The organism is Pseudomonas sp. KK18 (genome assembly GCF_037094675.1).
Classification (GTDB): domain Bacteria; phylum Pseudomonadota; class Gammaproteobacteria; order Pseudomonadales; family Pseudomonadaceae; genus Aquipseudomonas.
Genome location: NZ_CP146605.1, coordinates 4,103,893 through 4,125,963 on the forward strand (window position 1 = coordinate 4,103,893; position 22,071 = coordinate 4,125,963).

Consider the following 22,071-nt stretch of genomic DNA (forward strand, 5'->3'; position numbering starts at 1 on the left):
CATTGCACTGAAACCGGGTGCTGTCAGGACACCAGCGAATAAATCAGCGCGGTAATCGCCACCAGGCCCACCGCCGTCACGAACACGTTGGACGCCTGGCCACGGTACTTGGCCATCGCCGGTACCTTGCGGATCGCGTACATCGGCATCAGGAACAGGATCGACGCAATGATCGGCCCGCCCAGGGTCTCGATCATGCCGAGGATGCTAGGGTTGAGGGTCGCGACGATCCAGCACACCACCAGCATGAAGGCAGCCGTCATGCGGTCCAGGGTCTTGGCAGCCGGGCGACGGCCGCTTTTGAGCACCAGGCCCTTGAGGCCTTCACTGGCGCCGATGTAATGGCCCAGGAACGACTTGGCAATCGCCACAAACGCGATCAGCGGCGCGGCGAACTCGATGGTCGGGTTGCTGAAGTGGTTCGCCAGGTAGGACAGGATCGACAGGTTCTGCGCCTTGGCTTCGGCCAGTTGCGCCGGCGACAGGGTCAGTACGCAACTGAACACGAAGAACAGCACCATCACCACCATCAGGATGTGTGCCCGGGACAGGATCTGCGAGCTGCGTTCCTCGGCGTGTTCGCCGTACTGGCGCTTCTGGTCCACCGCAAAGGCCGAGATGATCGGCGAATGGTTGAACGAGAACACCATCACCGGAATCGCCAGCCACAGCGTGTGCAGCAGCGCCGACGGGGCCGGCACGGTGCTGGCGGTGCTGAGGATGCCGCCGTTCCAGTGCGGCACCAGGTACACGGCGAGGAACAGCAAGGCGACGATAAACGGATACACCATCAGGCTCATGGCCTTGACGATCACCTGCTCGCCGCACCGCACCACGGCCAGCAGGCCGAGGATCAGCACGAGTGACAGGATCGCCCGCGGTGGTGGCGCGATGTGCAGTTGATGCTCCATGAAGCTGCCGACGGTGTTGGTCAGCGCCACGCTATAGATCAGCAGGATCGGGAAGATCGCGAAGAAGTACAGCAAGGTGATCGCGGCGCCGGCCTTGAGGCCGAAATGTTCTTCGACCACGTCGGTGATGTCCGAGCCTTCACGGCCCGAGAGCACAAAGCGGGTCAGGCCACGGTGCGCGAAAAACGTCATCGGGAATGCCAGCAGCGCGAGGATCACCAACGGCCAGAAGCCGCCAAGGCCCGCGTTGATCGGCAGGAACAAGGTGCCGGCGCCGATGGCCGTACCGAACAGGCCGAGCATCCAGGTGGTGTCCTGGCGGCTCCAGCTTGTGAGGGTTGCAGGTGTCGTTGCGTAGCGTTCGTCGACGCTATTGGCCTGATCATTCATCCGTTCGGATCTCCGCATTCACTCAGTCGAGACGAGTCAGAAAAACCTGACAGGCAGCGCCACGACCGAAACAGGGGCGCGATTGTCCGGGATTCGCTTGAAGAAGCAAAGACTTAGCTGAGGAATGGTTGTGCGGTGCAGAGGATTGAAGGCGATTTTGGCAGCGTCAATTTTACATTTCATAAGAAATCTATTTTATAAATTCATCACGTCATGTATTTTTAAAGCACGCCCCTCACTGGACTACCTGCCATGCCAATCGTGCGCATCGACCTTCGGAAAAACCCCGACGTCACCTACGCCAAGCGCGTCGGCGTATTGATCTACAACGCCATGCACACGGCCATCGGCGTGCCTGAACACGACAACTTCCAGATCCTCACCGAGCACGATGAACACCACTTCATCTATGACCCGGAGTACCTGGGCATCCAGCGCACCGACAACCTGGTGATCATCCAGATCACTCTGAACGAAGGCCGCAGTACCGAGCAGAAAAAGCTGTTGTACAAGACCATCGCCGAGAGCTTGAACCGTGAACTGGCGGTGCGCCTGGAAGATGTGTTTATCAGCCTGGTGGAGGTCAAGAAGGAAAACTGGTCGTTCGGCAACGGGATTGCGCAGTACGCCAGCTAAACGTTTTATGATGCCGCCCATCCCTGCCACCACCTGATCCAGAGAGCCCTCGATGCCACGCGTGTCCCGCAAACAAGCCGAACTCAACCGCGAAATCATCGTCGAGGCCGCCACGCGGCTGTTTCGTGAACGGGGCATCCATGGCATCAGCGTGTCGGACGTGATGGCCGCCGCCGGGCTGACCCATGGCGGTTTCTACGGGCACTTCGAGTCCCGTGAGGCGCTGGCCACGGAAGCCTGCAACCGGGCATTCGAGCAATCGAGCGAGCGCTGGCAGGCCAGGGTCGAGCAAAGCCCTGATCCCGAGGCTGCGCGCCTGGCGTTGATTGATCCGTATCTGTCGGCCGCCAATCGTGACAACCCCGGGGACAGTTGCCCGGTTGCGGCTTTTGCCGGGGAGATATGCCATGAAGCCGCCGACAGCGCGTTGCAACGCAGCTTTATCCGGGGCTTTGAAGCGTCCATGGGCATCCTGGCCGCTACCCAGGCCACCGGAACCCCCGAAGGTGACCGGCAGGCCGCCATTGCCCAGTACGCGATGATGGTCGGCGCCCTCACCCTGGCACGTGCGACCAAAGGCAACGGCCTGTCTGATGAATTCCTCGCTGCCGCCAGGAATCTCCTGATCCCGGAAAAAAACCTCGGCTGACGCGTTGACAGCCAAACGCCAGCGCCAGCATGATCGGCCCATGAACCTTATTCAGCTGGCCCTCACCCGCACCACCACCACGACCGCTTCCGGCGGGTCGTGTGGTAGCGATGAGTGGCGCGCAAACTAAGCCACCCGGATTTACCCAAGGCCCCGCCAGCAATGGACGGGGCCTTTTTATTGCTCCGCCATCTGGCAAACACAAGGAGCAGCACCATGCCTGACAACAAGCGCCCCGCCCTGCTGATCATCGACATGCAGACCGGTCTGTACGATGGCCCGGAAAAACCCTACGAACGCCAGCGCGTACTCGACAACATCAACCAGCTGATTCAGCGCGCCCGACACGTTGGCGTGCCGGTTTTCGCTGCACGTCACACCGGCCCTGCGGGTTCGCCCATCGAGGTGGGCAGCCCGTTTTGGCAACTATGGCCAGCACTGGAGGTTGATGAAGCTCGCGACACGGTTTTCAATAAAACCCGGCCCAGCTGTTTTCTCGGCACCGAGCTGTCGCAGCAACTGGCGGCGGCACAGGTGAATGAACTGGTGATCGTCGGGATGAAAACCCAGTACTGCATCGACACGACGTGCCGAGTGGCCGTGGAGCTGGGGTTCTCGGTGCTGCTGCCGGAGGATGCCCATACTTGCATGGACACTCCGGCGTTATCGGCCGCATCGATTATCGAGCACCATAACGCAACCTTGGCCGGGGCATTTGTGCAGCGTGTGAAAGCTGACGATATCTGCTTCTAAAGCCTGGAGCTTTACCTAAGCCGAGGTTCTCAATACGTTGCGCAGTTCGCCATTGATCGCGCTCTGCGCAACAGCCAGTTGGTCCACCAGATCACCGGCTGCGTGCGCCGTTAACGCAATCACTGGGCGGTCCCAGTCGTAATTTCTTATTACATTGATGCGGAACCCACCATGGGTATCGAAGGAGGGGTACCAGCCGACATCCAATATAAGCCCACCGGCGTATTCAACCTGAAGCATGTCCTCTTTCAACAGGTGAACCTGACTCTCCATCGCCCCATCCTGCAAGATGGAGAGATCATCATGGGTGACGTTTCCGTCAATAAAGCCTAGTGAGATCAACTTGTTAACCTCCTGAATTCCTGCTCGGAAATCGGATGACCATGTATGACGCCCGCGCTTGACTCAATTCGAACCCAGTAACTGAGCTTGCCATCACTGGCACCTATGACTCGCGGATACTCCCTGAGTTTCCAGGGTTTTGCATGAGTGCTTGGCACTCCATTTTTATAGGCTTCTCGCTCAAGCTTTTCAATATTTATACCGGGCTTGTATTTGGCCGGGCCGTATCGGGTGCTGCTGACAATATCTTCCCAAGCTAGGTTTTTTGATGGGCTGTGCTTGTAGCCATAAGGGGTCCACTCGACGATTTCGGGGGTGGCAGGAACATGCATCCATGACGTCTCTGCTAAGGAAAGTCGTCGAAGTCTGCTGCAGTAAAAAGGCCTGGGACGAGCGGTCTGGAAAATCAGATTAGGCTGGTGAGAAATGAAATTTTTCTGCGGTAAAGAAACGATCGGGACTACAAATCCCGCATAATCCAAGCCTCTAATCCTTCAGGAAGAACCTTCCGATGCCCGTCACCGTTCTGGTCCTGGTTGAAACCATCAACGACTACCTGCCGATCATCGAAGGCAATGGCTTTCACGTGATTCTTGCGCCCACCCCGGCCGAACGCACCAAGGCCATCAAGACCCACGGCGGGCAGGTCCAGGCGGTGCTGACCCGTGGCCCGCTGGGCCTGTACGCCGAGGAAATCGCCGCGCTGCCGCTGCTTGAGATCATCTGCGTGATCGGCGCCGGGTATGAACACGTGGACCTGCAAGCCGCCAGCAACCGTGGAATCGTGGTCACCAATGGCGCGGGGGTGAATGCGCCGTCGGTGGCCGACCACGCCATGGCGTTGTTGCTGTGCCTGGTGCGGGACATTCCCCGGGCGGACGCAGCAGTACGGCGCAGCGAATGGCCCAAGATAATGCGCCCTTCCCTGGCCGGCAAACAGCTGGGCATTCTCGGCCTGGGGGCCGTGGGCCTGGAAATCGCCAAGCGGGCTGCCCTGGGTTTTGGCATGGAGGTGAGTTATCACAACCGCCAGCCCCGCGAAGATGTGGACTACACCTACTGCGCCACCGCCGTGGAACTGGCGCGGGCCTCGGACTTCCTGATCCTGGCCACCCCGGGCGGCGCCAGCACGCGACATTTGATCGACCGCCAGGCCCTCGACGCACTGGGGCCCAACGGTTTCCTGGTGAACATCGGCCGTGGCAGCGTGGTGGTCACCGCCGACCTGATTACCGCCCTGGAGCAACGGCGCATCGGCGGCGCGGCACTGGACGTGTTCGACGATGAACCCAACGTGCCCGACGCGCTCAAGCGCCTCAGCAATACCGTGCTCACGCCCCACGTCGCCGGCCTGTCGCCGGAAGCCGCCCATGACACCGTGCAGCGCGTGGCGGACAACCTGCTGGAATACTTTGCCGGCCGCCCTGTGCTGACGCCCGTGGCACTGCCTCCGCGAAAATAATGGCCAATAGCCATGAATCCTTGCAAAACCTGACTACACTGCCTGAGGGGATACTCAGGATGCCGGTACTGGACCGGCGAAGGAACGCAGGATGGTTTGCCAAGGACCCGGCTCGGCCCGCCAACGCGGCGCAATAGGACTGATGGGTGCGATGACCCTGGGGATCGCACTGTTGTTCCTGTTGCTGGTGGTCGACAGCGGCCGGCTGTACCTGGAAAAGCGCAAGCTGCAACGGGTTGCCGACACCGCGGCGCTGGAAGTGGTCACCCGCGGCGGCGCCTGCGCGACGCCGAATACCAACGCCGCGCAATTCGCGATCCAAAGCGCAGCCCGCAATGATTTCCCGCTCAACGCAGACCGTACCCTGGCGACCACCTGTGGCACCCTGGTCACCGGGGCTGACTTCATGCGCGCCTTCAGCCCCAATCCCTCAAGGTCCGATGCGATCCAGGTCATCGCCACCCACCGCGTCGTCACCAGTATCGCCAACCGCCTGTTCATGCTGCTCTCCACCGGCCCTTTCGAGCCGACCATCCGGTTGCAGGCAGTGGCCGTGGCCGCCGTGCCCGCGCCACCGGTGGCCGTACTGACCATCCGCAGCACCTTGCTGACCGTGGACAGCACCAAGTCCGCCGCACTCAATGCGTTGATCGGCGGACTGCTGGGGGGCAAATTGCAACTCGACGCGGTGGGCTGGAAGGGCCTGATCAATACCGATATCAACCTGCTCAGTTACCTGGACGCGCTGGCGATTCAATTGAAGGTCAGCGCCGGCAACTACGACGAGTTGCTCAAGACCGACGCCAGCGTCGGCGATCTGATCCAGGCCGCGATAGATGTACTCAAGCTGGGGGGCGATGCGGTCAAGGTGGTGATCAATAACCTGGAAGCGATCAAGCTGATTGCGCCCGGCACCAAGATCCTGCACCTGGGCGACCTGCTGACCATCCAGAACGGCACCGACAAGAGCGCCCTGGACGTCAACCTGCAACTGTTCAACCTGATCCAGGGGTTTGTGCAACTGTCGAACAAGTACAACGCGGTCGCGGTGGAGTTGCCGGTGGATGTGCTGGGACTGCTGAATATCACGGTCAAGACCAAGGTCATTGAACCGGCGCAGGTTTCCGCCATAGGTAACCCCAAGCTGATCGCCACCCAGCCGATCTACGTCAGGACCGCGCAAGTCAGGACGTTGATCTCGGTGAAACTGCCGGCAATCGGCGCGGTGAACGATTTACTGGGCGGGGTAACGGCGCTGGTGGGCATCTTGTTAGGCAGCTCCTTTGACCCCAAAATCGGCCAGCAAATCGATGTAGCACTGGAAGCCGCCAGCGGCAGCAGCACGGTCACCGGATATCGTTGCAACGGGCCTGCGGACAAAGCCTTGTCGGTGCTCGGTACCACCTCGGCGGTTAGGCTGATGGTGGGCCAGATCGACCCAAAAAACCTGTTTTCCTCCACAGCACCACTGAACGTTGACGAATTCCCATTACTCGACCTTGGGGTGAAGACCTGTAGCAACGGTGTCTGCGATCCCCGGCAACCGTATGGCGTGGGTGGCATCAGCCTGAAGATCGACAGCAGCGTGGCCAAGACCGTCCGGAACCACACTTACCTGTCGCCGCCCGAGTTGAAAAGCCCCCCGGACTACTTCAGTTTCAGTTCCAACAACGTGGTGGGCAGCTTGAGCAACACCCTCAATGGCATCCAGTTGATCAACCATCCACCGACACAGGGCGGACTGATTGGGCTGGTGCTGAACCTGGTGGTCGGCCTGGTCACCGGCGTACTGAATCTGCTCAGCGGCATCATCTCCGGACTGCTCAGCCCGCTCCTCGACCCGCTGGTCAATAACCTGCTCGCCGGCCTGGGCATCGACCTGGCAAAAGTCGAAATCGGTGCCAACCTGTCCTGCAACCCCGGCGGGCGCGCAGTTCTGGTGATCTGAGCACATCAAGCCCGCTGATCATCGGCCAACACGCTAACCTATTAAGCCGCCCCAACCTTGTGGCTTGGCGGCCGCGCGCATTAGATTAGCCAATAGTCCAAGGCCTTAAGAATAAGCAGAAGGGATAAGCATGGCGCTTAATGACCAATCGACCCAGATTCGCCCCGGCGAAGAACTTGATGCCAGCCTCATCGATCCCTACCTCAAGGCCCATATCCCGGGCTTGAGCGGCAGCGTCAAAATCAGCCAGTTCCCCGGGGGTGCCTCCAACCTGACGTACCTGCTGGAATACCCCGGCCAGGAATTCGTGCTGCGCCGCCCGCCCTTTGGCCACAAGGCCAAGTCCGCCCACGACATGGGCCGCGAATACCGGATTCTCAACCAGCTCAAGGACGGTTTCCCGTATTGCCCCAAGGCCTACGTGCACTGCACCGACGAGTCGGTGATCGGCGCCGAGTTCTACGTGATGGAGCGGGTCAACGGGATCATCCTGCGCTCGGACCTGCCGCCGGAACTGGGCCTGGACGCGGCGAAAACCGAAGCCTTGTGCAAAAGCTTTATCGACAAGTTCGTCGAGCTGCACCAGGTCGACTACAGCGCCTGCGGCCTGGCCGACCTGGGCAAGCCCGAAGGTTACGTGGAGCGGCAGATTCGCGGCTGGAGCGACCGCTACGAAAAAGCCCTGACCCCCGACGCCCCAAGCTGGGAAGCGGTACGTGCCTGGCTCAACGACAAGATGCCGGCCGACCCCCCCACCTCGAGCATCGTCCACAACGACTACCGCTTCGACAACGTGATCCTCGACCCGCATAACCCGATGCAGATCATCGGCGTGCTGGACTGGGAACTGACCACCCTCGGCGACCCGCTGATGGACCTGGGCAACACCCTCGCCTACTGGATCGAAGCGGCCGACCCGGCCCCGGTGCAACTGATGCGCCGCCAGCCGAGCAACGCCCCCGGCATGCTTACCCGCCGCCAGTTCGTCGACTACTACGCCGAACGCTCCGGGATCCAGATCGACAATTTCGACTTCTACTACACCTACGGCCTGTTCCGCCTGGCCGGCATCGTGCAGCAGATCTACTACCGCTTCTTCCATGGCCAGACCCAGGACAAACGCTTTGCGCAGTTCATTCACATGAACAAGCTGCTTGAGCAGATGAGCCTGAATGTCATCAAACAGTCTTCCCTCTGACCTTCTTCAAGGAAAAACCATGTCCAAAACCCAACTGTTCGACCTCGACGGCAAGATCGCTTTCGTTTCCGGCGCCAGCCGCGGTATCGGTGAGGCCATCGCCAAGTTGCTGGCCCAGCAAGGCGCCCACGTGATCGTGTCGAGCCGCAAGATCGACGGCTGCCAGCACGTGGCCGACGCGATCATCGCCGACGGCGGCAAGGCCACCGCCATTGCTTGCCATATCGGCGAAATGGAACAGATCACCAACGTGTTTGCCGCGATCCGCGAACAGTTCGGCCGCCTGGATATCCTGGTCAACAACGCCGCCACCAACCCGCAGTTCTGCAACGTGCTGGACACCGACCTGGGCGCGTTCCAGAAAACCGTCGACGTGAACATTCGCGGCTACTTCTTCATGTCCGTGGAAGCCGGCAAGCTGATGCGCGAAAACGGCGGTGGCAGCATCATCAACGTGGCCTCGATCAACGGGATTTCGCCGGGCGTATTCCAGGGCATCTACTCGGTGACCAAGGCCGCCGTGATCAACATGACCAAAGTCTTCGCCAAGGAATGCGCGCCGTTCGGCATTCGTTGCAACGCACTGCTGCCGGGCCTGACCGACACCAAATTCGCCTCCGCGCTGGTGAAGAACGACTCGATCCTGAAAATGGCCCTGGCGCAGATCCCCCTCAAGCGCGTGGCCGACCCGAGCGAGATGGCCGGCGCGGTGCTGTACCTGGCCAGCGATGCGTCGAGCTACACCACCGGCGTTTCGTTGAATGTAGACGGCGGTTTCCTGTCCTGATTCGGCTGGCGGGTGACTTGCGGTAATCTTGCGGGTGATTGCTTGCCTCTGGATGAAACATGGAACTGCACGTCGTTATCAAGGGCCGCAAGGACCTAGCCGAACAGCTTTACCAGCAATTGCGCACGGCCATTGAGTCGGGACAACTGGTGGCCGGGTCGCAATTGCCTCCCAGCCGCTTGCTGGCCCTGCAACTGGGCGTGTCGCGCAAGACAGTCTCAGACACCTACGCGGCGCTGACCTACGAAGGGTTGTTGGTCGGCAGGATCGGCCGTGGCACGTTCGTCAACGCCTGGGCCACGCGCCGCGAACACCTGCAAAGTGCCGCCGACCTTGCCTGCGCCGCCAACCTGGCCAAGTGGCAGGCCCTTCCCGCGCCCATGGGTCACCCCAACCGTGAAACCCGCCCGAGCCGGGACTTTATCGGCGGTGCCACCGCCCGCAGCCAGTTCCCCCAGGATGAATGGCGGCGCTGCACCCTCGATGCCTTGCGCCGTATCTCACAGGACAGCGGCTTCTACAGCCGGCCGGAAGGCTTGCCGGCCCTGCGCAGTGCAATCGCCGGGCATATCGCATTTTCCCGTGGGGTCAGGTGCAGCGAAGACGACATCGTAGTCACCAACGGCGCCCAGCAGGCGCTTGACCTGATCGCCCGCGTGGTGCTGGAACCGGGCACCGTCGTCGCCATGGAAGACCCCGGCTACACCCCGGTGCGACTGATGTTCGACGCCATGGGGGCGACCGTGGTGGGCGTGCCGGTGGACGAACACGGCCTGCGGGTCGACTTGATTCCCGACGGCACGCGGCTGATCTACGTGACACCGTCCCATCAGTTCCCCCTGGGCATGCCCATGAGCGTGCCGCGCCGTGAGGCGTTGCTGGCACGTGCGCTGGCGTTGGGCGCCATCGTGATCGAGGATGACTACGACAGCGAATTCCGCTACGAGGGCCGCCCCACCGACTCCCTGCAAAGCATGGACACCCGCGGCGTGGTCGCCTACGTCGGGACCTTCTCGAAAACCCTGCTGCCGGAGTTGCGCCTGGGCTACACGGTGTTGCCGCCGGCGATTTTCGGCGCGGTGCTCAAGGCCAAGCAACTCACCGACCAGCACAGCTCCACCCTGCCGCAATGGGCCCTGGCCAAGTTCATCAGCGAAGGCTACCTGCTCAAGCACATTCGGCGCTGCCATGGGGTATATGCCGGGCGCCGGGAACGGATTCTGCAGCGCCTGGCGGGGGACCTCTCGCCGTGGTTCGACGTGGTGCCCACCGTGGCCGGGTTCCATCTGGCCGCACTGTGCAAGGTGCCGGTGAATATTCCGCAGCTCACCCAATTGGCACGGGAGGCTGACGTGGGGCTCTATCCGCTGAGCGTGTTTTTCCACGACACACCGGTACGCGAGGGACTGAAGATCGGGTTTGGCGCGATCGAAACCCTGGACATTGACCCGGCGCTGGACGTGGTGCGGGATATCCTGCGACAGATTGGCTGAGGGAATTTCCGCCGGATTGGCTATTGGTCAAATCCGGATCGGGGCCTAGGGTGAACGGGTCTCGACTCACTCGGAGCCTCACCATGAAAGTACTGCTCGGCACCACCCTGCTGCTGGCCTCGTTAAGCGCCTTTGCCCACGACCCGGTGTACAACCAGGAAAAGATCAACGTGTTGCAGGAACACGCCCTGGCCAACGTCCCCGGCAAGAAAACCGTGATGCTCACCGTGGACTACGCCCCGGGCCAGGCCACCGTGCCCCATAGCCACACCGGCACGGCCGTGGCCTATGTGCTGGAAGGTGCAATCACCTCGCGGGTCAACGATGAGAAGGCGATCACCTACACGGTCGGCCAATCATTCTACGAGCCCGCCGGCTCGCGGCACTTTGAATCCAGCAATGCCAGCCAGACCCAACCGGCGAAACTGCTGGTAGTGATGGTGATGGATGACAAGGCCGACGTGCTCACGCCGCTGCCCCACTAACCCGCGCCACCGCACCCTCCTGTGGGAGCTGGCTTGCCTGCGATGGCGGTGCATCAGACACAGTTGTGCTTGCTGATCCACCGCCATCGCCGGCAAGCCAGCTCCCACAGTTTTAACCGCGCACAGTCAGTGGCTCAGGGTCGTTTGAAGTGGTGGCGCAGATGTTCGATTCGAGGCCGGCAGGTACAGCCTTCAAGGTGGTCGTTGACCATGCCCATCGCCTGCATGAACGCATACATCGTGGTCGGGCCCACATAGCTCCAGCCACGTTTCTTCAGGGCCTTGGACAAACGTGTTGACGCGGCTGACGTGGGGTTGGCCGTCCAGTACGCCATGTCCACCACCGCCGGGCGCTCATCGGCGGCCGGTTCAAACGACCACAACCACGCCGCCAGCGAGCCGGTCTCATCCACCAGCTCACAGGCGCGCCGGGCGTTGTTGATGGTGGACACGATCTTGGCGCGATTGCGCACGATACCCGGGTCGGCCACCAATCGCTCGATGTCCTGCTCGGTGTACTGCGCCACTCGGCGAAAATCAAAGCCCTCGAACGCCCGGCGAAACGCCTCGCGCTTGCGCAGGATGGTGATCCACGCCATGCCGGCCTGAAAACCTTCCAGGCAAATCTTCTCGTACAGCGCAATGTCATCGGCCACCGGCACGCCCCATTCGTGGTCGTGGTAATCCGGGTACTCCGGCGCCGCCGTGCGCCACGTACAGCTGGTGACGCCCGCCGCGTCCGTGATCAATCCTGGAATATCCATAACTCACCCTGTGAACCAAGCCCGGGATGATAAGCGAAAAAAATTCCGGGCCGCCAACCGCTCAAGTACGAACCTTGCGGACCAACTGGTCAGACCGGGACCTGCCATCCGCGTAATATTTACTTGCGACTTGAAAAAAACCGAGCGTAGACTGGCCCCGCACTGGACATACCGGTCAGACCACAACAATTAAGCCCTGGACCCACCAGGGCACCGAATAGAGATCCTTCCCATGCTCAGATGGTGCTCGCGTTCGATTTTCCTGCAAGTCGTGATTGGCCTGGTGATCGGCATAATCTGCGGCCTCGCCCTCCCTGAATTCTCCTCGCAACTCAAACCCCTGGGTGACGGCTTCATCAAGCTGATCAAAATGCTGATTGGCCTGATCGTCTTCTGCGTGGTGGTCAGCGGTATTTCCGGTGCCGGCGACTTGAAGAAAGTCGGGCGCATCGGCCTCAAGTCGGTGATCTACTTTGAAGCACTGACCACCGTGGCCCTGGTGATCGGCCTGATCATGGCCTTCAGCACCGGGATCGGCACCGGCGCCAATATCCACCTGGAGCAACTGTCGTCTGCCGGCCTGAATGAACTGGCAGACCGCGGCCAACACATCAAGGGCACCAGCCAGTTCCTGATGGACCTGATCCCCAACTCGGTGATCGGCGCCTTCGCGGACAACAACGTGCTGCAAGTGCTGTTGTTTTCCGTGTTGTTCGGCAGCGCGCTGAACCTGGTGGGCGAAGCCGCTTCCGGCATCTCTCGGTTGATCAACGAGCTGAGCCACGTGATCTTCCGCATCATGGGCATGATCGTGCGCCTGGCGCCCATCGGCGTGTTCGGCGCCATCGCCTTCACCACCAGCACCTACGGCCTGGATTCCCTGCAACACCTGGGCAGCCTGGTGGGCCTGTTCTACCTTACGTGCTTCCTGTTCGTCGCGGTGATTCTGGGGCTGGTGATGCGCCTGTCGGGCCTGCGGATGATGCCGCTGCTCAAGTACCTGCGGGAAGAACTGTTGATCGTGATGGGCACCGCGTCCTCCGATGCCGTGTTGCCACAGATCATGCGTAAACTGGAACACCTTGGCATTGGCAGCTCCACCGTGGGCCTGGTGATTCCGACCGGGTACTCGTTCAACCTCGATGGTTTCTCGATCTACCTGACCCTGGCCATCGTGTTTATCGCCAATGCCACCGGCACACCGCTGTCGATGACCGACCTGCTGACCATCCTGCTGGTGTCGCTGATCACCTCCAAGGGCGCCCACGGGATTCCGGGTTCGGCACTGGTGATTCTGGCGGCGACACTCACCGCAATCCCGGCGATTCCGGTGGTGGGCCTGGTGCTGGTGCTGGCGGTGGACTGGTTCATGGGCATTGGCCGGGCGCTGACCAACCTGATCGGCAACTGCGTCGCCACCGTGGCCATCGCCCGCTGGGAAAAAGACATCGATATCCAGCGCGCCAACAAGGTGCTGGACGGTCAACAAGGGTATGCCTTCCAGGCCAAGAAACCGGTGCTGCCCGCCCACCAAGAGTTCTGATGAGACAGACTCACCCCCTGTGGCGAGGGAGCTTGCTCCCGCTGGGGCGCGAAGCGGCCCCAAAAAATGGGCCTGCTGCGCAGTCCAGCGGGAGCAAGCTCCCTCGCCACACCAAGCAGACAGTTCAATTTAAAGGGAGCCACACGTGATCACCTCGTCAACCGTCGTCAATTCAGTGGTAGAAAAACTGCGCGCCGCCCTGGCGAGGGGTCAGTGGCGGCGCGGCGAGATGCTGCCCGGCCAGCGTGAACTGGCCGAGCAAATGGGCATCAGCCGCCCGAGCCTGCGCGAAGCGGTGATCGTGCTGGAAACCCTCGGCCTGGTACGCTCCATGCCCGGCAAGGGCGTGGTGGTGCTGGAAACCACCCTCAGCGAATCCCAGGCCCAGGACAGCGGCGTGGCGGACGCCAGCCTCGAAGACATCCTGCAACTGCGCTACACCCTCGAGCCCTTTATCGTAGGTTTAGTGGCGCAATCCATCAGCAGCAAGGAAGTCGGGCAACTGCGCCTGACCCTGATGGACATGCGCGAATCCCTCGACGCCGGCGACAGCGAAGCCGGGATGAACGCCTACATCGCGTTCCACGAAGAACTGTTCGCCCTGACCTCCAACCCGATCTTCCAGAACGTGGTGCAACAAACCAGCAACGCCCTCAAGCAAAGCGCCCAGGTGCTGCGCAACTCCCCCGAACACCTGGCGGAACGCTTGCAGGAAAACGACGCCGTGGTGCGGGCGATCCGCAACAAGAACAGCGCCCTGGCCAGCGCCGAAATGCGCCGGCATATCCTGCAGGAAGGCTTGCGCATGGGCATTCGCTTGAACATCCCGGATGACCATCTGGGTAGCTGACTTCCAGGAGACCGCGCATGACCGCTCACGCCCTGCACACCCCTTTCCCCTTTACGCCGTTGCGCCTGGTGGGCAAGCCGAAACTCTCGGTGGACGACATCTACCCGGCACTGTTCGACGCCATTCTTGAGCAACGCATCGCCCCCGCCAGCCGTTTTACCGAGGAGAGCCTCGGGCAAAGTTTTGGCGTCAGCCGCAGCGTGATTCGCCGGGTGCTGGCGCGGCTGTCGCACCAGCAAGTGATCATCCTGCGGCCCAACCACCGCGCCCAGGTGGCGGCACCGGATGCACAACAGACCCAGCAGATTCTCGAGGCGCGGCGCCTGACGGAAATCACCGTGGTGCAGTTGGCGTGTGCCCAGGCGAAACCGGCGCAGATCCGCCAACTGCGGGAGTTGATCGCACGGGAGCGCGACTGCATCGAGCGTGACGAACGTGGCCCGGCGATTCGGCTCTCCGGGGAGTTTCACCTGCAACTGGCAGCCATCGCCGGGAATGCACCGTTGGCACAGTTTCTCAACAGCCTGGTGCCGCTGACCTCATTGGCGATTGCGCAGTTTGAGGCCAAGGCTTGCACGTATTGCGCATGGCAGGAACATAGGGCGATTGTGGATGCGGTGGAGCATGGCGATGCCGGCAAAGCCGTCAACTTGATGACCCGGCATCTGGGTCATCTGGAAGCCAAGCTACTACACAGCAATTGATCACACTGTTTTAACCTGTGGCGAGGGAGCTTGCTCCCGCTGGGACGCGCAGCGGCCCCAAAAACGGGACTGCTGCGCAGCCCAACGGGAGCAAGCTCCCTCGCCACAAGTTGAGATAACACGCCGATAATCAAATGCAAAAAAGCCCGATATCTTTCGATACCGGGCTTTTGGTTTTACCGCTCAATCAAGCCAGTTACAGCACCGATTGACCGCTCATCGCCAGGTCCAGCAACTCACGGTTGGCTACCGCGTACATGGCGTAGTCCGTGCCGACTGCAGCACGAATCTCCACCATCATGGTGCGCCAGCGATCAGCCATGTCCTGGTGCTGCTCAAGCCACAGGGCCACGCGGGCTTCCATGTCTTCTGGCGCATCGGCCATTTGCAGTACGGAAATGGTGATCGCCCGTTGCTGCCAATCCACGTCATCGCGGAAGGCTTCGCGGGCCTGGGCCTGCCAGTTGTTGCCCACGGGCAGGCTGCTGATCTGCTGCAGGTACCACGGCAAGTCCAGGGCGCTGCCGACGGCGAAGTAAGCCTTCGCGACGTCTGCCGCACTTTGGCCTGTCACGTCGGCGGCTTCGATGATTGGCAGCAGGGTGTACAGGTGGGTAGTGCCTGCAACCATGCGCGCCAACAACTCCGGCACACCGGCTTCGACGTAAGCCTGGTAACGGTTCTGCCAACCTTCGCGGGTCGGGCCTTCCAGCAGTTCGTCGAGCTTGAGGCCCAGCGCGGCAAGGTGCGGACCGAAGTGCGCAACATCACGTCCCGCATCCTGTTCGTTGCGACGGCTGCGCAGGAACCAGCGCGTGGCACGGCGGCCCAGGCGCATCAGCTCGTCCATCAGCTCCAGTTGCACATCGGCCGAGACCTGGTGGTCCAGGGCTTCGATCTGACGGAACCAGTGCGGGAGGTGGAAGATGTCTCGCACGATCACGTAGGCGCCCGCCACGTTCGCCGGGCTCATGCCGGTGGATTCTTTGAGGCGCTGAACGAAGGTGATGCCCATGTGGTTGACCAGGTCGTTGGCGATCTGGGTGCTGACGATCTCGCGCTTCAGACGGTGGCGACGCATGGCTTCGGAGAACTTCGCCACCAGGCTCGGCGGGAAAGCGGTCTCCATGTCACGGGTCAGGTAGTCGTCATCCGGCACCAGGGATTTGAGCAACGCTTCCTTGAGGTCGATCTTGCTGTAGGAGATCAGTACCGACAGCTCCGGACGGGTCAGGCCCTTGCCCGCAGCGGCGCGCTCGTTGAGCTGCTCCTCGGTCGGCAGGTACTCGATGGCGCGGTCCAGCTTGCCACGGCCTTCCAGGTCGCTCATCAGGCGCTTGTACTCGGCCACGCGCTCGAAGGCTTTGCGGGCAGCCAGGGACAGGGCCTGGGTTTGCTTGTAGTTGTTGCCCAACACCAGGCTGCCGACTTCGTCGGTCATGCTCGCCAGCAACTGGTTGCGCTGCTTGTCGGTCATGTCACCGGCCTGCACCACTTCGTTGAGCAGGATCTTGATGTTCACTTCGTGGTCGGAGCAGTCCACACCACCGGCGTTGTCGATGAAGTCAGTGTTGGAACCGCCGCCATTGAGGCCGAATTCCACACGACCCAGCTGCGTCATACCGAGGTTACCGCCCTCGCCCACCACCTTGCAGCGCAGCTCGTTGCCATTGACGCGCAGGGCGTCGTTGGCCTTGTCGCCCACATCGGCGTGGCTCTCGGTGCTGGCCTTGACGTAGGTGCCGATACCGCCGTTCCACAACAGGTCCACCGGCGCCTTGAGCAAGGCATTCAGCAGTTCGGTCGGGGTCAGCTTGTCGGCCTGGATGTCGAAGCGTTCTTTCATCTGCGGCGAGATGGCAATGCTCTTCGCGCTGCGCGAGAAGATACCGCCGCCTTCGGACATGATGCTGGTGTCGTAGTCGGTCCAGGCCGAGCGCGGCAGGTCGAACAGGCGCTGACGTTCAGCGAAGCTGTTGGCCGGGTTCGGGTTTGGATCGATGAAGATGTGCAGGTGGTTGAAGGCGGCGACCAGTTGCAGCTTGTCGGACATCAACAGGCCGTTGCCGAACACGTCGCCGGCCATGTCGCCCACGCCCACCACGGTGATGCTGTCTTGCTGGACGTTGATGCCGCGCTCACGGAAGTGACGCTGCACCCCCACCCACGCGCCCTTGGCGGTGATGCCCATTTTCTTGTGATCGTAACCGGCAGAACCACCGGAAGCGAACGCATCACCCAGCCAGAAGCCGTAGTCGATGGCGATGCCGTTGGCGATGTCGGAGAAGGTCGCAGTGCCCTTGTCCGCTGCTACTACCAGGTACGGGTCATCGTTGTCGTGGCGCACCACGTTCAACGGTGGCACCAGGGCGCCGTCTTTCAGGTTGTCGGTAATGTCCAACAGGCCGGAAATGAAGATGCGGTAGCAGGCGATGCCCTCGGCCGCGATCTCGTCCCGGCTGCCGCCCAATGGCAGACGACGCGGCAGGAAACCGCCCTTGGCGCCCACCGGCACGATCACCGAGTTCTTCACTTGCTGGGCTTTTACCAGGCCCAGCACTTCAGTGCGGAAGTCTTCTTCACGGTCGGACCAGCGCAGGCCGCCGCGAGCGACGTTGCCAAAGCGCAGGTGCACGCCTTCAACCCGAGGCGAGTAGACGAAGATTTCAAACTTCGGCACCGGCTTGGGCAGCTCAGGAATCGCGTGCGGGTTGAACTTGAAGCTGAAGTACGACTTGTTCTGGCCGTTGGCGTCAGCCTGGTAGAAGTTGGTCCGCAGGGTGGCCTTGATCAGGTCCAGGTAGCGACGCAGGATGCGGTCTTCGTTGAGCACCTGAACGTCGTCCAGGGCCGTGAGGATCGCTTGTTCCAGGCGTTGCTGCTTGTCTTCGAGGTCTTCGGCGGTGAGCTTGCGCGCCAGGTAGAAACGGGTCTTGAACAACCGGGTCAACTCGCGGGCGATGTCGGTGTGGTTGTTCAGGGTACTGGCGATGTAACCCAGGTCGAAGCCCAGGCGAATCTGCTTCAGGTAACGGGCGTAGGCACGCAGCAGCGCCACGTCGCGCCATGGCAGGCCGGCCGTCAGCACCAGGCGGTTGAACGCATCGTTTTCGGCATCGCCGTGCACGATATGCACGAATGCGTCCTGCAGGGTGTCGTTCAATTGCTGGATATCGAGGTTCACGCCTTCGGCGGCGATGAACGCGAAATCGTGAATCCAGAACTCGCGGCCATTGGCATGACGCAGGCGGTACGGGAATTCACCCAGGACACGCAGGCCGAGGTTTTCCAGGATCGGCAGCACATCGGACAGCGCCAGCGGCGTATCGGCGTGATACAGCTTGCAATGCAGCTCGCGCTGGCCGGAAACCTGGCCCAGCGGCTGGTAGAAACTCATCACCAGCGGGTTGGCTTCGGTCAGGCTGAGCAAGTGCTGCATGTCGACCACGGCCGAATGCGCGGCGAAACGCTCGCGGTAGCCGGCCGGGAAACCTTTCGGGAAATCAGCCAGCACGTTGGTGCCATGGGCTTCGCCGAAGCTTTCCACCACCAGGCTGGAGTAGTCGTCCTGCCAGCTGCGGCAGGCCTGCACCACTTCTTTTTCCAGTTGCAGCGGGTCGATGTCCAGGCGGTTCTTCGGGTCCACCCGCAGGATCAGCTGCACGCGAGCCAGTACGGACTCGGAGAAGAACGTCCAGAACTCGCAGTCCGAGGCTTTCAGGCGATCCATCAGCACTTGCTGGATCTTCTGGCGCACTTCGGTGGAATATATGTCGCGCGGCACGTAGGCCAGGCAGTAGCAGAAGCGGCCGTACGGGTCTTTGCGCAGGAACACGCGGATCTTGTTGCGTTCCTGGATCTGCACGATCGACATCACGGTGCTGAACAGCTCGTCCACCGGGGTCTGGAACAAATCATCGCGGGGCAGAACCTCGACCACCTGGGCCAGTTCCTTGCCCAAATGCGCCTTGGCCTGGAAGCCCGAGCGACGCTCGATTTCCGTCACCTTGCGACGGATGTAAGGAATCACCCGCACGCTTTCGCCGTACACCGAGGAGGTGTAGAGGCCCATGAAGCGGCATTCCTTGATGACCTTGCCGTCGGCGTCGATCTGGCGGATCGACACGTAGTCCGGGTAGGCCGGGCGGTGCACGCGGCTTGGGTGTGCAGCCTTGGCGAACGACAGCACGGCCGGCTCACGCAGATAGTTCACCGCGTAGTCTTCGATGCGCAGCTCGTCGGCCGTCAGGCCCGGGCGCAGCAGTTTGGTCAGACCAAGGAACGAGTTGGCGTCATATTCGATATGACCGCCGTCCGCCTCGTCACGTACCACAAACTCTTCATAGCCGAGGAAGGTGAAGTGGTTGCCCACCAGCCATTCCAGGAAGCTCTTGATCTCGGCTTTTTCTTCGCCGTCGATCACGTACGGGCTGGCGTCGATACCGGCCAGCAGCTCCTGGACCTTGGCTTTCATCGGTTCGAAATCGGCGACTGCAACGCGCACTTCGCCCAGTACCTGCTCAAGTTCCTTGCTCAGGACACTCAGCTCGGCGGCGTTGGCGCAACGGTCGATTTCCAGGTACATCAGCGATTCTTGCTGAACGTCTTCGCCCTGGGTGCCTTTGGGCAGGATTTCCAGCAGTTCGCCCTTCTTGCCACGACGCACGCTGAGTACGGTGGTTTGCAGGGTGTGGATGCTGTAGCCACGGCGGTTCAGCTCGGTACGCACCGAGTCCACCAGGAATGGCAGGTCGTGGTGCAGCACTTCGACCGCGGTGTGGGTCGATTGCCAGCCATGACGTTCGTAATCGGGGTTGTAGACCCGCACTTGCGGTTGGTTGTGATCAAAGCGCTCAAGCAGGCGCCAGGCAGACAGGGTGCAACCGGCCAGGTCGGACAAGCGACGCTGGGTCAGTTCATCCAGGGAAATGATGCCGAAGAATTGTTCAGCGAACAGCGCCACTTGTGGCAGTGCCTGTTCACTGATGTGCTGCGCCAGTGCCGCTTGCAGTTGGTGCTGGAAGTCGGCTTTGCTGGCTGCGGTGAAGAACGCCATCTGTGGTACTCCGCTTGGGCTTGTTATTGATGGAAGCGTCGCGTGTTATCCCCTTGCGGGGAGACCGTCAGCTCTGTTCGCGGTCTACAGTAACGAATTCAGAGTGACAGGTGGGTGAAGCTGGACAAGACAATGAGGTCACATTCAACTTCCATAAGATGCGCACCTTGCCAGGTGACGGTACGACGGGCAGGTCAGACTCCTGGCGAGGCACATCCGTTGCGCAGCTTAACGAGTGTAGGAAGCAAGCTGCTTGCGACGCTGCGACATATTCGGTCATCGGCACGCTGCCGGCGGGTTGCGACTTGGGCAACCGGGTGTTTTCGGAGAAATCCCGGGGCGCCGAGTACCGAAAATGACTGATATTGCCCGCCAGGTCATGCCTCAAGGTCTGACACACGATGCAGCACAAAATTCGCCGCAATGGCACAATTGCCCTGCTTCGCCCTCCCCCAGACAGGATTAACCATGCCATTGCAACTCACCACCGCCCACCTGATCGTCAACCCGTGCGATGACGAAGAAGACAACATGGCCATGCTCTGCTGCCACGGCGACAAGGGCGAGATGTTCATGGTGACCCGTTATCCGGACGAGGACGAGGTGGAAGTCACCTGGGATTACGAGCCGTCGACCCTGGACGGGCTGAAGATCACCCTGAGTGCCACGACGCTGTTAGTGGAGATTGGCGCGGCGGATGCCGATGCATTGGGCGGCCACGATCAATTGGCAATCACCCACGGCACCGCCGAGTCGGATCTGGCCGAAGTGGAAGAAACCCTGCAGAACATTCTCAAGGGCACCGGGACCTATATCCGGGCCTAGCTGCCAAACACGCACAATGTGGCGAGGGAGCTTGCTCCCGCTGGGCTGCGAAGCGGCCCCAATCCAGCCGACTGCGCCCTGCCTGGAAAAACTCGACAGCCTTATTGGGGCTGCTGCGCAACCCAGCGGGAGCAAGCTCCCTCGCCACAAAGGCAGGCGCCTATCGGAAAAAACCTCAGACATTTCCCACATTTCCCGAAAAATACCCCCCGCGCCGTTAGTCTCCACCCCCTCCGATGCATTAAAGTAACGCCCCCAGGCCTGGCATTTTTCGCAATGCCGAGTCTCACCTCTCCAGGAACCGTCATCGATGGAACATCGTGAAGCGCTGCTTGCGCTGCGAACCTTTCTTTCAACGCAGATTCTCGGCCAGGAAAAACTCATCGAGCGCTTGCTCATTGCCCTGCTCGCCGATGGCCACATGCTGGTTGAAGGCGCTCCCGGGCTGGCCAAGACCAAGGCCATCAAGGAGCTTGCCGAAGGGATCGAGGCCCAGTTCCATCGCATCCAGTTCACCCCCGACCTGCTGCCCGCCGACATCACCGGCACCGAGATCTATCGCCCGGAAACCGGCAGTTTCGTGTTCCAGCAAGGCCCGATCTTCCACAACCTGGTGCTGGCGGACGAAATCAACCGTGCCCCGGCCAAGGTGCAGTCGGCATTGCTCGAAGCCATGGCCGAGCGCCAGGTCAGCGTGGGGCGCAGCACTTACGAGTTGTCGCCATTGTTCCTGGTGATGGCCACGCAAAACCCGATCGAGCAGGAAGGCACCTACCCGCTGCCCGAAGCCCAGCTCGACCGTTTCCTGATGCACGTGAAAATCGGCTTCCCCGATGCCGCCGTCGAGCGCCGCATCCTGCAGCAGGCCCGTGGCGAAGCCCTCAACGGTGAAACCAAGCCCGAGCGGCGCGTCAGCCAGCAGGCGATCTTCGCCGCGCGCAAGGAAATCCTCGGCCTGTACATGGCCGATGCGGTGGAGGAATACCTGGTGCAACTGGTCATGGCCACTCGCACCCCGGCCAAGTTCGACCCGGAAATGGCCGAATGGATTGCCTATGGCGCCAGCCCTCGTGGCTCGATTGCCCTGGACCGCTGCGCCCGGGCCCACGCCTGGCTGGCCGGCCGCGATTTCGTCAGCCCGGAAGACATCCAGGCGGTGCTGTTCGACGTGCTGCGCCACCGCATCATTCTGTCGTTCGAGGCCGAAGCGGCCGGCATCGACCAGGACCGCGTGGTGCAACGCATTCTCGACGTCGTTGCCGTCGCTTGACGTCC

19 protein-coding genes are annotated in these 22,071 nt (G+C 61.3%); 14 read left to right on the forward strand and 5 right to left on the reverse strand.

What is annotated here, in order from left to right:
- Positions 1-23: 23 nt before the first annotated feature.
- Complete coding sequence (locus V6607_RS18520) at positions 24-1,301, reverse strand: serine/threonine transporter (protein ID WP_102604662.1); 1,278 nt, start codon at positions 1,299-1,301, stop codon at positions 24-26.
- A 252-nt stretch (positions 1,302-1,553) separates the two neighbouring features.
- Here V6607_RS18520 and V6607_RS18525 point away from each other — a divergent pair, with 252 nt between their 5' ends.
- The 3 genes from V6607_RS18525 to V6607_RS18535 all read left to right on the forward strand — a co-directional run bounded on the left by V6607_RS18525 (position 1,554) and on the right by V6607_RS18535 (position 3,339).
- Positions 1,554-1,937: a tautomerase family protein gene (locus V6607_RS18525; protein ID WP_003210790.1), complete on the forward strand. Its 384-nt coding sequence runs from the start codon at positions 1,554-1,556 to the stop codon at positions 1,935-1,937.
- A gap of 52 nt (positions 1,938-1,989) precedes the next feature.
- Entirely contained in the window at positions 1,990-2,586 is a 597-nt protein-coding gene (locus V6607_RS18530) for a TetR/AcrR family transcriptional regulator (protein ID WP_134326804.1), read from the forward strand.
- Positions 2,587-2,802: 216 nt separating this feature from the next.
- The gene (locus V6607_RS18535) at positions 2,803-3,339 is read left to right on the forward strand and encodes a cysteine hydrolase family protein (RefSeq protein ID WP_003210786.1); all 537 of its coding nucleotides are present in this window, start codon (positions 2,803-2,805) and stop codon (positions 3,337-3,339) included.
- Between the two features lie 15 nt (positions 3,340-3,354).
- Here the strand turns inward: V6607_RS18535 and V6607_RS18540 are convergent, their stop codons facing one another.
- The gene (locus tag V6607_RS18540) at positions 3,355-3,681 is read right to left on the reverse strand and encodes a hypothetical protein (RefSeq protein ID WP_134326805.1); all 327 of its coding nucleotides are present in this window, start codon (positions 3,679-3,681) and stop codon (positions 3,355-3,357) included.
- Complete coding sequence (locus V6607_RS18545; RefSeq protein ID WP_134326806.1) at positions 3,678-4,163, reverse strand: hypothetical protein; 486 nt, start codon at positions 4,161-4,163, stop codon at positions 3,678-3,680. The genes V6607_RS18540 and V6607_RS18545 overlap by 4 nt, the downstream gene beginning before the upstream one ends.
- A gap of 29 nt (positions 4,164-4,192) precedes the next feature.
- Here V6607_RS18545 and V6607_RS18550 point away from each other — a divergent pair, with 29 nt between their 5' ends.
- From V6607_RS18550 to V6607_RS18575, 6 genes are all read left to right on the forward strand, one after another.
- The gene (locus tag V6607_RS18550) at positions 4,193-5,143 is read left to right on the forward strand and encodes a 2-hydroxyacid dehydrogenase (RefSeq protein ID WP_102369274.1); all 951 of its coding nucleotides are present in this window, start codon (positions 4,193-4,195) and stop codon (positions 5,141-5,143) included.
- Positions 5,144-5,234: 91 nt separating this feature from the next.
- Complete coding sequence (locus V6607_RS18555) at positions 5,235-7,091, forward strand: pilus assembly protein TadG-related protein (protein WP_134326807.1); 1,857 nt, start codon at positions 5,235-5,237, stop codon at positions 7,089-7,091.
- A gap of 130 nt (positions 7,092-7,221) precedes the next feature.
- Positions 7,222-8,289 carry a phosphotransferase family protein gene (locus tag V6607_RS18560; protein ID WP_134326808.1) on the forward strand — a complete coding sequence of 356 codons (1,068 nt, stop codon included), beginning with the start codon at positions 7,222-7,224 and terminating at the stop codon, positions 8,287-8,289.
- A 19-nt stretch (positions 8,290-8,308) separates the two neighbouring features.
- Entirely contained in the window at positions 8,309-9,076 is a 768-nt protein-coding gene (locus V6607_RS18565) for an SDR family oxidoreductase (protein WP_003210776.1), read from the forward strand.
- A 59-nt stretch (positions 9,077-9,135) separates the two neighbouring features.
- Entirely contained in the window at positions 9,136-10,569 is a 1,434-nt protein-coding gene (locus tag V6607_RS18570) for a PLP-dependent aminotransferase family protein (protein WP_102604666.1), read from the forward strand.
- 83 nt (positions 10,570-10,652) lie between these two features.
- A complete protein-coding gene (locus tag V6607_RS18575; protein WP_087692883.1) occupies positions 10,653-11,054 on the forward strand; it encodes a cupin domain-containing protein in 402 nt (133 codons plus the stop codon).
- Positions 11,055-11,188: 134 nt separating this feature from the next.
- On the opposite strand, the gene V6607_RS18580 is transcribed toward V6607_RS18575, so the two are convergent.
- The gene (locus V6607_RS18580) at positions 11,189-11,818 is read right to left on the reverse strand and encodes a DNA-3-methyladenine glycosylase I (protein WP_134326809.1); all 630 of its coding nucleotides are present in this window, start codon (positions 11,816-11,818) and stop codon (positions 11,189-11,191) included.
- Between the two features lie 232 nt (positions 11,819-12,050).
- On the opposite strand from V6607_RS18580, the gene V6607_RS18585 reads away from it, so the two are divergent.
- The 3 genes from V6607_RS18585 (at position 12,051) to V6607_RS18595 (ending at position 14,915) form a co-directional block, all read left to right on the forward strand.
- On the forward strand, positions 12,051-13,361 hold the full coding sequence (locus V6607_RS18585; RefSeq protein WP_008433031.1) for a C4-dicarboxylate transporter DctA: 1,311 nt from the start codon (positions 12,051-12,053) through the stop codon (positions 13,359-13,361).
- Positions 13,362-13,506: 145 nt separating this feature from the next.
- Positions 13,507-14,211: an FCD domain-containing protein gene (locus V6607_RS18590; RefSeq protein ID WP_134326810.1), complete on the forward strand. Its 705-nt coding sequence runs from the start codon at positions 13,507-13,509 to the stop codon at positions 14,209-14,211.
- 17 nt (positions 14,212-14,228) lie between these two features.
- Complete coding sequence (locus tag V6607_RS18595; RefSeq protein WP_134326811.1) at positions 14,229-14,915, forward strand: GntR family transcriptional regulator; 687 nt, start codon at positions 14,229-14,231, stop codon at positions 14,913-14,915.
- Between the two features lie 196 nt (positions 14,916-15,111).
- On the opposite strand, the gene V6607_RS18600 is transcribed toward V6607_RS18595, so the two are convergent.
- Entirely contained in the window at positions 15,112-19,971 is a 4,860-nt protein-coding gene (locus tag V6607_RS18600; RefSeq protein WP_003212956.1) for an NAD-glutamate dehydrogenase, read from the reverse strand.
- Positions 19,972-20,439: 468 nt separating this feature from the next.
- On the opposite strand from V6607_RS18600, the gene V6607_RS18605 reads away from it, so the two are divergent.
- Positions 20,440-20,796, forward strand: coding sequence for a hypothetical protein (locus V6607_RS18605; RefSeq protein WP_003212949.1), 357 nt, complete (start codon positions 20,440-20,442; stop codon positions 20,794-20,796).
- Positions 20,797-21,106: 310 nt separating this feature from the next.
- The gene (locus V6607_RS18610) at positions 21,107-22,066 is read left to right on the forward strand and encodes a MoxR family ATPase (RefSeq protein WP_003218556.1); all 960 of its coding nucleotides are present in this window, start codon (positions 21,107-21,109) and stop codon (positions 22,064-22,066) included.
- Positions 22,067-22,071: the final 5 nt, after the last annotated feature.

Excerpts from the sequence above, each read along its gene's own strand:
- V6607_RS18535 (WP_003210786.1), top strand. The coding sequence starts at position 2,803 with ATGCCTGACAACAAGCGCCCCGCCCTGCTGATCATCGACATGCAGACC.
- V6607_RS18555 (WP_134326807.1), top strand. The coding sequence starts at position 5,235 with ATGGTTTGCCAAGGACCCGGCTCGGCCCGCCAACGCGGCGCAATAGGA.
- V6607_RS18570 (WP_102604666.1), top strand. The coding sequence starts at position 9,136 with ATGGAACTGCACGTCGTTATCAAGGGCCGCAAGGACCTAGCCGAACAG.
- V6607_RS18580 (WP_134326809.1), bottom strand. The coding sequence starts at position 11,818 with ATGGATATTCCAGGATTGATCACGGACGCGGCGGGCGTCACCAGCTGT.
- V6607_RS18550 (WP_102369274.1), top strand. The coding sequence starts at position 4,193 with ATGCCCGTCACCGTTCTGGTCCTGGTTGAAACCATCAACGACTACCTG.
- V6607_RS18585 (WP_008433031.1), top strand. The coding sequence starts at position 12,051 with ATGCTCAGATGGTGCTCGCGTTCGATTTTCCTGCAAGTCGTGATTGGC.
- V6607_RS18565 (WP_003210776.1), top strand. The coding sequence starts at position 8,309 with ATGTCCAAAACCCAACTGTTCGACCTCGACGGCAAGATCGCTTTCGTT.
- V6607_RS18530 (WP_134326804.1), top strand. The coding sequence starts at position 1,990 with ATGCCACGCGTGTCCCGCAAACAAGCCGAACTCAACCGCGAAATCATC.
- V6607_RS18560 (WP_134326808.1), top strand. The coding sequence starts at position 7,222 with ATGGCGCTTAATGACCAATCGACCCAGATTCGCCCCGGCGAAGAACTT.
- V6607_RS18600 (WP_003212956.1), bottom strand. The coding sequence starts at position 19,971 with ATGGCGTTCTTCACCGCAGCCAGCAAAGCCGACTTCCAGCACCAACTG.
- V6607_RS18520 (WP_102604662.1), bottom strand. The coding sequence starts at position 1,301 with ATGAATGATCAGGCCAATAGCGTCGACGAACGCTACGCAACGACACCT.
- V6607_RS18610 (WP_003218556.1), top strand. The coding sequence starts at position 21,107 with ATGGAACATCGTGAAGCGCTGCTTGCGCTGCGAACCTTTCTTTCAACG.
- V6607_RS18525 (WP_003210790.1), top strand. The coding sequence starts at position 1,554 with ATGCCAATCGTGCGCATCGACCTTCGGAAAAACCCCGACGTCACCTAC.
- V6607_RS18595 (WP_134326811.1), top strand. The coding sequence starts at position 14,229 with ATGACCGCTCACGCCCTGCACACCCCTTTCCCCTTTACGCCGTTGCGC.
- V6607_RS18605 (WP_003212949.1), top strand. The coding sequence starts at position 20,440 with ATGCCATTGCAACTCACCACCGCCCACCTGATCGTCAACCCGTGCGAT.
- V6607_RS18575 (WP_087692883.1), top strand. The coding sequence starts at position 10,653 with ATGAAAGTACTGCTCGGCACCACCCTGCTGCTGGCCTCGTTAAGCGCC.